The organism is Mesobacillus harenae (assembly GCF_013343715.1).
Taxonomy (GTDB): domain Bacteria; phylum Bacillota; class Bacilli; order Bacillales; family Cytobacillaceae; genus Mesobacillus_A; species Mesobacillus_A harenae.
In genome coordinates this window covers 426,669-439,987 of record NZ_JABUNR010000001.1, presented here as the reverse complement: position 1 = coordinate 439,987, position 13,319 = coordinate 426,669, and the positions used below count along the sequence as shown (strand labels likewise).

9 protein-coding genes and 1 riboswitch are annotated in these 13,319 nt (G+C 43.1%); of the genes, 6 read left to right on the top strand and 3 right to left on the bottom strand.

The genetic code is table 11. The features are described 5' to 3' along the window. The first annotated feature begins 141 nt into the window (after positions 1–141). Positions 142–252, top strand: a riboswitch (SAM riboswitch). A gap of 104 nt (positions 253–356) precedes the next feature. The 4 genes from HRJ06_RS01950 to metH are packed head-to-tail and all read left to right on the top strand — an operon-like array spanning position 357 to position 7,945. Beyond that, complete coding sequence (locus tag HRJ06_RS01950) at positions 357–1,466, top strand: methionine biosynthesis PLP-dependent protein (protein WP_174727902.1); 1,110 nt, start codon at positions 357–359, stop codon at positions 1,464–1,466. Beyond that, on the top strand, positions 1,466–2,650 hold the full coding sequence (gene metC / locus HRJ06_RS01945) for a cystathionine beta-lyase (protein WP_174727900.1): 1,185 nt from the start codon (positions 1,466–1,468) through the stop codon (positions 2,648–2,650). The genes HRJ06_RS01950 and metC overlap by 1 nt, the downstream gene beginning before the upstream one ends. Then, entirely contained in the window at positions 2,647–4,512 is a 1,866-nt protein-coding gene (locus HRJ06_RS01940; RefSeq protein ID WP_174727897.1) for a bifunctional homocysteine S-methyltransferase/methylenetetrahydrofolate reductase, read from the top strand. The genes metC and HRJ06_RS01940 overlap by 4 nt, the downstream gene beginning before the upstream one ends. Then, on the top strand, positions 4,490–7,945 hold the full coding sequence (gene metH, locus HRJ06_RS01935) for a methionine synthase (RefSeq protein ID WP_174727892.1): 3,456 nt from the start codon (positions 4,490–4,492) through the stop codon (positions 7,943–7,945). The genes HRJ06_RS01940 and metH overlap by 23 nt, the downstream gene beginning before the upstream one ends. A 137-nt stretch (positions 7,946–8,082) precedes the next feature. On the opposite strand, the gene HRJ06_RS01930 is transcribed toward metH, so the two are convergent. Further along, positions 8,083–8,502 carry a universal stress protein gene (locus HRJ06_RS01930; RefSeq protein WP_174727889.1) on the bottom strand — a complete coding sequence of 140 codons (420 nt, stop codon included), beginning with the start codon at positions 8,500–8,502 and terminating at the stop codon, positions 8,083–8,085. A 17-nt stretch (positions 8,503–8,519) separates the two neighbouring features. After that, positions 8,520–9,959: a SulP family inorganic anion transporter gene (locus tag HRJ06_RS01925; RefSeq protein WP_174728150.1), complete on the bottom strand. Its 1,440-nt coding sequence runs from the start codon at positions 9,957–9,959 to the stop codon at positions 8,520–8,522. A 715-nt stretch (positions 9,960–10,674) separates the two neighbouring features. Here HRJ06_RS01925 and HRJ06_RS23425 point away from each other — a divergent pair. Both HRJ06_RS23425 and HRJ06_RS01920 read left to right on the top strand, forming a co-directional pair. Beyond that, positions 10,675–10,809, top strand: coding sequence for a hypothetical protein (locus HRJ06_RS23425; RefSeq protein ID WP_277874646.1), 135 nt, complete (start codon positions 10,675–10,677; stop codon positions 10,807–10,809). 91 nt (positions 10,810–10,900) lie between these two features. Then, complete coding sequence (locus tag HRJ06_RS01920; RefSeq protein ID WP_174727886.1) at positions 10,901–12,175, top strand: MFS transporter; 1,275 nt, start codon at positions 10,901–10,903, stop codon at positions 12,173–12,175. A gap of 192 nt (positions 12,176–12,367) precedes the next feature. Here the strand turns inward: HRJ06_RS01920 and HRJ06_RS01915 are convergent, their stop codons facing one another. Further along, positions 12,368–13,192, bottom strand: a complete 825-nt coding sequence (locus HRJ06_RS01915; RefSeq protein WP_174727882.1) for a halocarboxylic acid dehydrogenase DehI family protein — start codon at positions 13,190–13,192, stop codon at positions 12,368–12,370. Between the last annotated feature and the right edge of the window lie 127 nt (positions 13,193–13,319).

The window sequence follows — 13,319 nt, the reverse complement described above, 5'->3', positions numbered from 1 at the left end:
ATTCTTGTTTCTAATTTTCTATGATTTAGCCTTTCCTCTCTCTAATACCGACATAAGTATAAAATTTATTTCCCTCTTTCCTCAAAACTGATTGACAGCCACCTTGTAAATATTGTAAGGTTTAGAAAATTAAATAAAAATTTCTTATCCAGAGAGACAGAGGGGCTGGCCCGATGACGTCTCAGCAACCTTCAATTGTAATGATTGAAAAGGTGCTAATTCCAGCAAGTTTTTTAACTTGGCAGATAAGAAGAATGACTCCTGTCTGTCCAAAAGTCTTCTTCTTATAGAAGACTTTTTTTTATGTTCTAAACAACCTGGAATGTTAGAGCAATTCCAATTAAGGAGTGATCAGGATGGAAAAAGCAGCTACAAAACTAGCGCAAATTGGAAATCGAAGTGATACAACCACAGGAACGGTAAGTCCTCCTGTCTACTTAACAACTGCCTATAGACATGAAGGTATTGGCCAATCAACTGGCTACGATTATGTCAGAACTGGAAACCCGACACGTAATATTTTAGAGAAAGCCATTGCTGATCTCGAAGGAGGGGATCGAGGTTTCGCCTGCAGTTCTGGAATGGGAGCGATCTTTACAATCCTGTCGCTGTTTGAGTCTGGCGATGAATGGCTCGTCTCAAGGGACTTATACGGAGGAACCTATCGCCTCCTAGAGAGTGGCTTTAAAAAATGGGGACTTACCTGCCACTATATTGACATGTCCAATCTTGATGAAGTATCCGCCGCAATAAGCAGCCAGACAAAAGCTATTTTCATCGAAACTCCTACCAATCCGCTTATGGAACAAGCTGATATAGAAGCCATTGCTACTCTAATAAAAAATAAGAACATCTTGCTGGTTGTCGACAACACATTTTATACTCCCCTGCTCCAGCAGCCAATCCTCCTAGGTGCAGATATTGTTGTTCATAGTGCAACTAAATATCTTGGGGGACATAATGATGTGCTCGCAGGTTTAATTGTTTCACGAGGTGAGGTGCTGGGCCAGTCCTTAGCCTTTCACCATAATTCAGCAGGCGCAGTTTTAAGCCCGTTTGATTCCTGGCTCCTAATTCGCGGAATGAAAACTCTTGCCCTTAGAATGGAACGGCACGAACAGAATGCCTCCCGGCTGGCCGATTTCCTTAATGATAATGAGGCAGTTGAAACGGTTCTCTATCCGGGAAGAGGCGGGATGTTATCATTCCGGGTAAAGCGAGCAGAATGGGTCAATCCTTTTCTAAAGAGCTTAAAGTTGATTACCTTCGCAGAAAGCCTTGGCGGAGTTGAAAGCTTTATCACTTACCCAGCAACCCAAACACATGCGGATATCCCTGTAGAAATTCGCGAAGCAAACGGGATTTGTTCCAAGCTTCTCCGCTTCTCTGTCGGAATTGAGGATCCCAGTGATTTAATCGAAGATTTATCGCAGGCTTTTATTAAGGCCCAGAAGGAGGCGATCTAATGAGTGACCGTCCATTTTCTTTTGAAACAAGACTATTGCATAATAATCAGAAATTCGATCCGGTAACCGGAGGTGTCTCAGTACCGCTGCAGCATGCGTCCACCTTTCATCAAACATCCTCTGGGGAATTTGGCAAATATGATTACAGCCGCAGTTTAAATCCGACACGGGAAGCGCTAGAGGAAATTATTGCTGAAATGGAAAGTGGAACTCGGGGCTTCGCCTTTTCCTCCGGCATGGCTGCGATTTCCACTGCATTCTTGCTCCTTTCCCAAGGCGACCACGTCGTGATCAGCGAAGATGTTTATGGTGGAACCTACAGAATGGTAACGGAGGTGCTAAATCGGTTCGGGATAGAGCACACCTTTACGGATATGACGGATTTAAATGCAATCAAGCAGGCGATCCGCCCAAATACAAGGGTTTTCTATATTGAAACACCCTCCAATCCCTTATTGAAAGTGACCGATATTAGGGCAGTCAGCACGTTAGCAAAACAGCACGGAGCCTATACGTTCGTTGATAACACATTCATGACTCCCTACTTGCAGAAGCCGCTTCTGCTGGGAGCAGATGTCGTCCTGCACAGCGCCACTAAGTTTTTGTCCGGACATAGCGATACCCTTGCAGGCCTCGCCGTTGTAAAAAATAAAAAGCTTGCCGAAAAACTGTATTTCCTGCAAAACTCTTTCGGGGCTGTATTGGGAGTGCAGGATTGCTGGCTAGTTATGAGAGGCATCAAAACCTTATCAGTCAGGCTTAGGCAATCCCAATTAAATGCTGCTAGATTGGCAGATTACTTGTCCGGGCATCCCTCCGTAATAGCCGTTCACTATCCTGGTTTGAAAAGTCACCCTCAATACGATTTGCAGAACCAGCAAGCCGAGGGTGCTGGTGCAGTCCTGTCATTTGAACTGGAAAGTGAACAGCTGCTAAAAGATTTTATCCAGCATGTCAAAATTCCTGTATTTGCTGTAAGCCTTGGCGCAGTTGAATCGATTTTGTCTTATCCTGCAAAAATGTCCCATGCTGCTATGCCATCGGCGGAGCGAGAAAGCCGGGGTATTAGCAGCTGTTTGCTTCGTCTTTCAGCAGGACTTGAAGATCCTGAAGATTTAATCCAAGATTTTGCTGCAGCATTTGACTATGCACTTCTGCCTGTCCAGCAAGGAGGGTTAAAATGAGTTTCCTGGATAAAATGAAGAATGAAATTTTAATCGCTGATGGAGCAATCGGCACCCTCCTTTATTCATATGGAACCGACTGTTGTTTCGAGGAATTGAATCTTTCCCATCCTGAAGATATCAGTAAAATTCACCGAGCCTATATCCAAGCAGGTGCCGATATTATCCAGACCAATACTTATGCAGCCAATTATTTAAAATTACAGCGTTATGGGCTTGAGGATTCTGTCAAAGAGATTAATAGTCGCGCCGTCAAACTCGCACGCCAGGCGGCAGACACTAGCACGTATATACTCGGGACAATTGGCGGCAGCCGCGGAATTAATCCGAATAAAATTTCAATGGAAGAAATCAAACGGAGTTTTCGAGAGCAGCTCTACTGCCTTTTGCTTGAAGGTGTAGACGGCCTCCTATTAGAAACCTACTATGACCTCGAAGAAATCGAGACTATATTAGAGATCGCCCGCAAAGAAACTGATTTACCGATCGTTGCTCAAATATCTTTGCAGGAACCTGGAATTACCCAGGATCAGACTCCAGTGGATGAGGCATTGAAACGGCTGGAGGTGCTTGGCGCTAATGTGGTCGGACTTAACTGCCGCCTCGGACCCCACCATATGATCGCATCCCTTGAAGAAGTGGAACTGCCATCCAAGGCTTTCTTATCTGCTTACCCAAATGCTGGACTGCCCTCTTTTACAGATGGAAAATACCATTATGAAGGTTCCGCAGACTATTTTCGCAAATCTGCCCGAAGCTTTAGAGACCAGGGTATCCGGCTTATTGGAGGGTGCTGCGGGACCACACCGGAACATATACGTGCTTTTTCCAGTGTCCTTAAAGGAGCCGTTCCTGTCACAAGCAAAAAGGTGATATATAAAAAGCAAAGAATTCTTGCGGGCTCTTCTTCAGTCAAACGGATCGAACTTCCATTACAGGAGATTGTCAAGAAACGCCCGTCTATTATTGTGGAGCTTGACCCGCCTCGCAAGCTTGGTACAAACCGTTTTTTTGAAGGCGCTAAAGCTTTAAAGGCAGCGGGCATCGACGCTCTGACCCTTGCTGATAACTCCCTTGCCTCGCCGCGTATATCAAACTCGGCAATCGGCCATTTAGTCAAAACAGAAATCGGCATGCGCCCGCTCGTTCATATCACGTGTCGGGATCGTAATGTGATAGGTCTTCAATCGCATTTGATGGGTTTACATACTCTCGGGCTGCACGACATTCTTGCTATAACCGGGGATCCGGCCCGGGTCGGTGACTTCCCAGGGGCTTCATCGGTATTTGACGTCTCCTCTTTTGAGCTAATTGAAATGATTAAACAATTTAACGAGGGCTTATCTTATTCTGGAAAAGATTTAGGCCAGAAGGGAGTCTTTTCAGTCGGGGCGGCGTTTAATCCAAATGTGCGCTCACTGGAAAAAGCCGTAAAAAGAATGGAAAAGAAAATCAGCTGTGGTGCGGATTATTTTATAACCCAGCCAGTCTATTCTGAGAAACTTCTCCTTGAAATACATGAAGCAACAAAGCATATAAGTGCGCCGATCTATATTGGCCTCATGCCTTTGACTGGAAGCAGGAATGCGGAATTTCTTCATAATGAAGTACCAGGCATCAAGATCTCTCAAGATATCCTCGATCGGATGGAAACCCTGAAAGGTGATCCAGTCCAGTCCAAACGTGAAGGAATTGCGATTACAAAATCACTGATCGAAGCGGCAGCAAACCTTTTTAACGGTATCTACTTAATTACCCCTTTTATGAATTATGAGATGACAGTAGAACTTGCCAAATATGCCCGCATCTACAATGAACGCCTTTTGAGGAGGAAACAGCATGCCGAAATTATCATTAAATGAGCAGTTACACAAAAAAATTCTGATTATGGACGGAGCCATGGGCACCATGCTCCAGCAGGCCGACTTAACTGCTGAAGATTTTGGCGGAGAGGAATATGAAGGCTGCAATGAAATTCTTAACCATACTGCCCCGCATATTATCGAGCGTATTCACCATGAATACTTTAAAGCAGGTGCCGACATCGTCGAAACAAATACGTTCGGCGGAGCAAGCTTTGTTCTGGATGAGTACGGCCTTGGAAAAGACGCTTATGAAATCAATAAAGCTGGCGCCTTAATTGCCAGGAAAGCCGCCGATCAGGCCTCAACCCTAGAATGGCCGAGGTTTGTAGCGGGATCCCTCGGACCAACGACAAAAACGCTAAGCGTGACAGGGGGTGCCACATTCGATCAGCTGGCGGCAGCCTACGAGGAACAGGCACTTGGTCTACTTGATGGAGATGTCGACCTCCTCCTTCTCGAAACGAGTCAGGACCTCTTGAATGTAAAAGCAGGATACATTGGAATCCGTCAGGCATTTGTAAAACGAAATAAAGAAGTGCCACTTATGATTTCAGCGACCATTGAACCAATGGGCACGACATTGGCTGGCCAATCGATCGAAGCGTTTTATATTTCGATCAAGCATATGAACCCTATTGCTGTCGGGCTGAATTGTGCAACAGGACCTGAATTTATGCAGGATCATTTGCGTTCCCTTTCTAGCCTGGCTACTTGTGCTGTAAGCTGTTATCCCAATGCAGGACTTCCTGATGAAGAAGGAAACTATCATGAGACACCCGAGTCACTCGCCCAAAAACTTTCAGGCTTTGCAAATGAAGGCTGGCTGAACATTGTGGGCGGCTGCTGTGGGACTACTCCTGACCATATAAAGGCAATTACTGAAAAAATGAAGCACTTCACACCAAGGAAAACACAGCCAGAAACCCATCATATGGTTTCTGGAATTGAACCCTTTATCTATGATGATCCAACATTACGGCCGATTATGGTTGGTGAACGAACGAATGTAATCGGCTCAAGAAAATTCAAAAGGCTCATATCCGAAGCAAAATATGAGGAAGCAGCTGAAGTAGCAAGAGCTCAAGTGAAAAATGGAGCCCATGTCATCGATATTTGCCTTGCCGATCCAGACCGCGATGAATTGCAGGATATGGAAGAGTTTATAAAAGAGGCTGTTAAAAAAGTGAAAGTCCCGCTTGTCATAGATTCTACAGATGATGCCGTCATTGAAATAGCATTGAAATATTCCCAGGGCAAAGCGGTCATAAATTCTATCAATCTGGAAGATGGGGAAGCTAAATTCGAATCCGTTTCGCGGCTTATCCACCAGTATGGGGGTGCTATTGTTGTTGGAACGATAGATGAAATCGGGATGGGCGTCACTGCTGAACGAAAGCTGGAAGTCACTAAACGTTCGTATGAGCTGCTCGTGAATAAATACAAAATTCCGCCCCAGGACCTTATCTTTGACCCACTCGTTTTCCCAGTTGGGACTGGTGATGAACAGTACATCGGGTCAGCCAAGGCAACTGTGGAAGGAATCAAGCTGATCAAGAGAGCATTTCCTGAAACTCAGACAATTCTTGGAATTAGCAATGTTTCGTTCGGCCTCCCTCCTGTCGGCAGAGAAATTTTAAATTCTGTTTTCCTGTACCATTGCACGCTGGCTGGTCTGGATTATGCAATCGTAAATACAGAAAAGCTGGAACGGTTTGCCTCAATCTCAGCGGAAGAAGTCGCCATGGCGGAGAATCTCCTTTTTGATACAACAGATGCATCATTAGCTAAATTCACAGAGTTTTACCGCGGGAAAAAGAAAGAAGCAAAAAGCACGGGTCTCAATTTATCCCTTGAAGAGCGGCTCGCCTACTATGTTGTCGAGGGAACGAAAGAAGGACTCCTTCCAGACCTTGATCTAGCTTTGGCTAGTTATCCGGCCCCGCTTGATATTATTAATGGTCCGCTCATGACAGGAATGAAAGAAGTCGGCCGGCTTTTCAATGACAATCAGCTTATTGTTGCAGAGGTACTTCAAAGTGCAGAAGTTATGAAAGCAGCTGTTTCCCATCTCGAACCCCATATGCAGAAAAATGAAACGTCCTCTTCAAAAGGAAAAGTTCTGTTGGCAACTGTTAAGGGGGATGTCCACGATATCGGGAAAAACCTTGTTGAGATTATCCTAAGCAACAACGGCTATCAAGTTATCGACTTAGGAATCAAAGTCAATCCAATTAGTTTGATTGAAGCTGTTAAAAAGGAAAAGCCTGATATCGTTGGACTATCAGGACTACTGGTAAAGTCAGCACAGCAAATGGTCATTACAGCTCACGATATGAAACAGGCTGGAATTGAAATCCCTATTTTAGTCGGTGGTGCTGCCCTCACCCGGAAATTCACAGAAAATAAAATTGCCCAGGAATACAGCGGTTTAGTTTTATATGCGAAAGACGCCATGAACGGGTTGGATCTTGCCAACCAGCTTCGCGATCCTGTTCAACAGAAAAAAATCATTGCTGAGAAAAAGGAAAAACTGGCAGCCAGTATTGAGCTGCGTGAAGTTACCCCGCAGAGACGCAGTGCTACAGCTGTGCTTGAACGGCAGCGGACACCAGCGATTGCCTCTGTATATGTACCTGAAGATACAAAGCGCCATCTGTTAAAATCCTACTCGCTGGCACATATCGAACCTTATATTAACCAGCAAATGCTCATTGGGCACCATCTGGGGGTAAAAGGAAAAATCGATCGGCTTCTAGCAGAGGGAAATGAAAAAGCTATACAAGTCCATGAGACCGTACAATCTCTAATCAAGGAAGCCAAAGCTAACAAATGGATATCCCCTGCTGCCGTGTATCAGTTTTTCCCGGCAAAGTCACAGGGAAATACAATTTATATTTATGATCCTTGCGACCATGGAAAAGTTATCGAAACCTTTGACTTTCCCCGTCAAGAATCGAACCAGGGGCTTTGTCTCGCGGACTATTTACGTCCGGTCGAAGATGAACAAATAGACTATGTAGGATTGTTCGCAGTAACTGCTGGAAAGGGAGTTCGCCAAATTGCCGATCAGCTTAAAAAGGAAGGCCGTTTTCTTGAGAGTCACGCCTTGCAGGCACTTGCCCTGGAAACTGCTGAAGGTTTAGCAGAGCTTATACATCGCCAAATGCGCGACCGTTGGGGGTTTCCAGACCCTGTGAGCATGACAATGAAAGATCGTTTCTCTGCCAAATACATGGGACAGCGCTTTTCCTTTGGTTACCCGGCCTGTCCAGAGCTTGAAGATCAACAAAAGCTATTTCAGCTCATCGCTCCTGAAGACATCGGCATCCAGCTGACCGACGGATTCATGATGGAGCCTGAAGCATCCGTAACCGCAATCGTATTCTCCCACCCTGAAGCACGGTATTTCAACGTTTTGCAGAGTGAATAATACAAAAACACACTAGGCAATTGGACTAGTGTGTTTTTTATATTATGTAAAATCTCAATTAATGATGTAAGGAGAGCTTCGCCATAGACTCCCCATTAATAGTAAGTTGATTTCGGTCAATCACTGGCCTTCAAGTGTTATTTTACAATCATAACCGGGCAGTTCGCCCGCTTAGCTACTTTATGACTTACACTTCCTAACATAAGTTCCTGAAGCGAATTAAGCCCACGGCTACCAATTACAGCTACATCAAACTGATTTTTATTTGTGAATTCCACAATCGCGGGACCAGGTTCACCATGGAGAATTTTTATCTCAAACTGCACACCCGACTCTCTTGCTTGGGCCTCAATGTCCTTAAGGCGCTCTTTGCGCTTATCATTAATATTCGCAGAATTCCAATTGCTCAGTACATCTGATTTAGAACTGTCTCCGTCTACTGCATAAACAATGAAAATTTTTGAGCCTTCCTGGCACTTTGCCATTGTAATTGCATGTTCGGCTGCTCGCTTTGAATGGTCAGAGCCATCTGCTGCAAGAAGAATTTTTTTATACATTCCCAATCACCTCTTCATTAATGAGAACCTAATTTGTTGGCCAGTTTTGCAGAAAGCTCTGAGCTTTCCTCGTTCATTCCTGTTACAAGCACTTTTATTCCGTTCTCTTCAAATTTATTCACAATTTTATCAATAGCTGCGACAGCAGAATCATCCCAAAGATGCGACCGACTTAAATTTAATTCTACAGAATCAACTTCCTCTTTGTAATCAAATTTTTTCATCAATTCTGTGACAGATGCGAAAAACAGCTCGCCTCTCAGCTTATAGACACGTGTGTTATCAACCATCGTGCTCGTTACTTCAACTTGAGATATTTTTGACACAAAGAAAATGGCACTCAAGAGGATTCCGGTAAAAACTCCTATAGCTAAGTTATGGGTAAAAATAACAGTCAATACAGTTACTACCATAACAATTGCATCTGTTTTTGGCAATAGGTGGAGTGTTCTTATTGAGTTCCAGTCAAAGGTGCTGATCGATACCATAATCATAACCCCAGCAAGAACAGCCATTGGAATCTGAACCACGATATCACCAAACATCACAATCAACAACATTAAGAATACGCCAGCAACTAAAGCGGAAAGCCGTCTGCTTCCACCCGATTTTACGTTAATGACCGATTGGCCAATCATGGCACATCCGGCCATGCCGCCAAAAAATCCTGTTACAACATTGGCGATCCCTTGTCCTTTACTTTCCGTATCCTTATTGCTCTCTGAATCCGTCATATCATCGACGATCGTCGCTGTTAAAAGTGATTCAAGCAAACCGACCAGCGCTAGAGCAAGTGAATAAGGGAGAATAATTCCTATCGTCTCCAGTGTTAAAGGGATATCCGGAAGAAGAAAAATGGGAAGCGTTTGGCTTAAGTTCCCCATATCGCCAACTGTCATTACTCCAATGTTCATAAAGATTGCAATCCCAGTCATAAAAACAATCGCGATTAAAGTGGAAGGAACCGCCTTAGTTATGTAAGGAAACAGATAAATTATTGCTAATGTGACAGCCGCTAGTAAATACACATGCCACGTAGCCCCTGCGAAAACGCCCAGCTGTGAGGTAAATATTAGTATAGCTAGTGCATTAACAAACCCTACCATTACGGATCTAGGGATAAACTTCATATAACGGGCTAGCTTGAACACGCCAAATAGAATCTGCAGGACACCTGTTAAAATGGTTGCCGCTAACAGATACTCAAGTCCATGCCTGGCCACTAAATCAACAAAGAGAAGAGCCATTGCGCCGGTGGCAGCGGAAATCATCCCTGGCCTGCCTCCGACAAATGCAATAACGACTGAGATTGTAAATGATGCATATAAGCCAACCATCGGATCCACCCCGGCAATAATCGAAAACGCAATCGCTTCTGGGATTAAAGCAATAGCAACAACCAAACCTGAGAGGATGTCCCCTTTTATATTGCCAAACCATGATTCGGAATAAGTCATATCTTCCAAAATAGATCCCCCCTTTATAGGTTTAATGTGTACAGCTTAAGAAAAACCATGAATTTTTTCTTCAAGAAAACCAAACAATTCACCTTACCTCTTTAACTCGAAATTAAATCCCTAAACATCTTTTCAATAAAAAGACCGTATAATCCAGATTAGGCGAAAAAATACTCTATTTAACGAATCTTTACTATAGTACAGCAATATACATCTTTAAATGAGGTACCTAAAAAAACTCTAACTTCCCCGTATTAACGAACATATAATAAATCGGTGGATCCTCTTTAGCCCCTCGAATGACAGCTGTTTTTTCATTTATTGTAAAGCATTAATTGCTTCAAACGGATTAATTTCAGACATTTTTACCCCGTTTCTTCCCCATATTAGAAACGACAGATGGAGGGATAGAATGTCCTTTAAGTTAGTTTGCCTAAATTGCAAAGGGCTTGGTGAAATGCCTTTAATTAAAGGTTTGCGCTGGAATAAAAAATGCAAGAGATGCAGTGGAAAAGGCAATATCATGGAAGGCCGTTCCCAGCATTCTCTCCACCGCATCAGCAAGGATTTAAGATCTTAACCCCAATCACCAATTCCCGCAATCGTTTTGCAGACTAAAAGAGAGGCCCAGATGGATAAGATAACACTTAAATAGAAAGGATATAAAGTAACGGTTCTATTTTTGCTTCGGAGTAAACAGTAAGGAGGAGATAATATGTCTGCAGAACAAACATGTTCGAATTGCTCTGGAAAAGGATATTTGCTTATTCGTTTTCCTAATGTAAAAGAGGCTTGCTTCCACTGTCAGGGGAGCGGAATCATCAAGGGCAAAAGTCTTGACCAGGTCTAAGATTTAGCTATATTAAAAAGGTACTTCCCCGATTAAAATAATTAGACAACCGAAAAACCTTTTTGCTATGCTTAGCAGGGAGGTACGATCTATGAGAGCACAAGCACAAGCGGCAGTCCCGTTGCAGACACCCTTTTATTATGGGTGGGTTATCGTTTTTATTTCAGGTCTAGGAATGTTTTTTTCCGGCCCCGGACAGACCTATTCTGTCTCCGTCTTTATTGATTCCTATATTAAAGACTTTGGCTGGAGCCGTTCACAAGTTTCAGGTATTTATTCTGCCGCAACTCTTGCAGCAGGTCTATGCATGTTTTTTGTGGGCCGGTTTATCGACTTTCATGGCCAAAGAAAAATGGCTGTTTTTGTAGGCCTTGGCCTGGCTCTTGCCTGCTTCTGGAACAGCATTGTAACAAACATCGCTATGTTATTTATTGGATTTTTCTTACTTCGATTATTAGGCCAAGGCTCCATGACACTTATTCCCAATACACTTGTTCCTCAATGGTTTATCGTAAAACGGGGGAAAGCACTAAGCTTAATGGCGATCGGCGGATTTGCCAGCTCTGCGGCCTTCCCACCGCTGAATGCATGGCTGGTTACTGAATGGGGCTGGAGTTTCTCCTGGAGGCTTTGGGGAATATTGCTTCTTGTCATTTTCGTTCCATTAGCATTCTTCCTGATTCGCAACAAACCTGAAGACGTGGGACTGCTTCCAGATGGAGATCAAACACACCCAGCTGATACTCAGTTTCCTGGTTTTCAGCCAAAGGCTTTGGAAATTAACTGGACGCTTGAAGAAGCAAAAAAGACGAGCGCCTTTTGGCTCCTGCTTGTTTGTGTCAGCATTCCAGCATTAGTTAACACAGGGTTGACGTTTCACCTTATTTCAATATTTAAGGAAACCGGGTTAACGGCCGGAACAGCTGCAATTGTCCTTAGTTTGATGGCAATTGTAGGCTTCCCCATTTCCCTGGCGGCTGGATTTATTCTAGACCGTGTAAAAGTAAATTACATATTGGCAGGGATTTTTGCAGGCGAAATTATTTTTGTTGTATTTTTATTGTTTATAAACTCAACCTTTATGGCTATCATTTTCGGAATTCTTTGGGGAGTAAGCAATGGGTTTGAACGGATCGCCCTGAACTATGTTTGGCCCAGTTATTTTGGGAGAATGGCTCTAGGAAGTATAAAAGGAAGTGCTATGACAGTAATGGTACTTGGGTCAGCGTTAGGACCTCTTCCTTTTGGGTTTGCTTTTGATCTATTTGGAGGATATCAGGAAATTTTGCTTGCTACACTCCTGTTTCCGGCACTAGGAATCTTATGCTCGTTGCTTGCGAAGAAGCCTGTTAAAATAGAAAGCTAGTCTAACATCAACAGCCATAAGGCACCGGGATTATTCTCGGTGCCTTTTTTATTAATCAGGATAATTATATATTTACCTATCTACTAAAAAATCCGTTCTTGATTCTTCTGCGGAAAGCGTCCCCCTGTATGGAAAATCTAATTCCCTGTTCTTAACGTCTTATATTATTCAAAAAATGTTAATGTGTAGGAATTAGCCATTCAACATCTTATTAATAATTTCCATCTCAATAATTAGACCAGGGAGAAAGTTCTGAAAATAAGAGACTAATCCCATAATCCCCGCCATTTGAGAGGGAATAGCAGCTTTGGTTAGATTGCTGCTGAATTTGACAGGATAAGGCATCTGCTGATGGACTAGTGATACGGATTTATTTAGCAGATTTCTTTTAAGAATGATATATTCATCACTTTTAATATATACTTTCAAATACGACCATACGATTTCTAGAAACCTGGGATAACGCGCCAATGCCCGGTAATCACTGGCAACGTCATAAGAGTGATGTTCTTTTGCAATATCATAAAAGAGAGCTTTCAAATATAGAGGAGCATTGGGAACATGAATTAGCTCAATTGAAGGCATCTCCTCATAAACACCTGGACTAATCATTCCAAAGCTTTCTTTTTGCGGAATAATAGGCCGATTACCTAAACTTTCTCCCCATGTACTTGCAATAAGAAGTAATTTGGGATTAACATACCTGAACACAGCTAATATATTCTTAATGGACTGAAGTGTCTGTTGGCCATAGTCCCTGCTAAAATCAATTTTAGGGATGCTGGTATCTATATTTGGTGCACGTAAAAGCTGTGAGGCTGATTCCATATTAACCGTCAGCATATTTGGCCTAACCTGCTCCCATGCATACGCTAAGAACTGGGGATAATGAGCCAGTGCACGAAAAATAAAATTCACAACAGGTACCTTTAATACAAGCTTTATATCTTCATAAATTTCTTTAACGATTCCTTGAGCATCTTGCTCAAATATCTCTGGAATGCCGAATTGGTTCATAACTCCCCCTGCCTCTCCAAAAATAGAACCTCCAGCTGTATGTTACTTAACTACTATATTGGATCCTCGGGATGATTAATCCTTTTTAGGAAAAAAGATAAAAGGAATTTATCTGGCATTTCAAATC

Bases quoted from the DNA above. Each gene is read 5' to 3' on its own strand.
- HRJ06_RS01950 (WP_174727902.1), top strand. From the start codon at position 357: ATGGAAAAAGCAGCTACAAAACTAGCGCAAATTGGAAATCGAAGTGAT.
- metC (WP_174727900.1), top strand. From the start codon at position 1,466: ATGAGTGACCGTCCATTTTCTTTTGAAACAAGACTATTGCATAATAAT.
- HRJ06_RS01940 (WP_174727897.1), top strand. From the start codon at position 2,647: ATGAGTTTCCTGGATAAAATGAAGAATGAAATTTTAATCGCTGATGGA.
- metH (WP_174727892.1), top strand. From the start codon at position 4,490: ATGCCGAAATTATCATTAAATGAGCAGTTACACAAAAAAATTCTGATT.
- HRJ06_RS01930 (WP_174727889.1), bottom strand. From the start codon at position 8,502: ATGTATAAAAAAATTCTTCTTGCAGCAGATGGCTCTGACCATTCAAAG.
- HRJ06_RS01925 (WP_174728150.1), bottom strand. From the start codon at position 9,959: ATGACTTATTCCGAATCATGGTTTGGCAATATAAAAGGGGACATCCTC.
- HRJ06_RS23425 (WP_277874646.1), top strand. From the start codon at position 10,675: ATGTCTGCAGAACAAACATGTTCGAATTGCTCTGGAAAAGGATATTTG.
- HRJ06_RS01920 (WP_174727886.1), top strand. From the start codon at position 10,901: ATGAGAGCACAAGCACAAGCGGCAGTCCCGTTGCAGACACCCTTTTAT.
- HRJ06_RS01915 (WP_174727882.1), bottom strand. From the start codon at position 13,192: ATGAACCAATTCGGCATTCCAGAGATATTTGAGCAAGATGCTCAAGGA.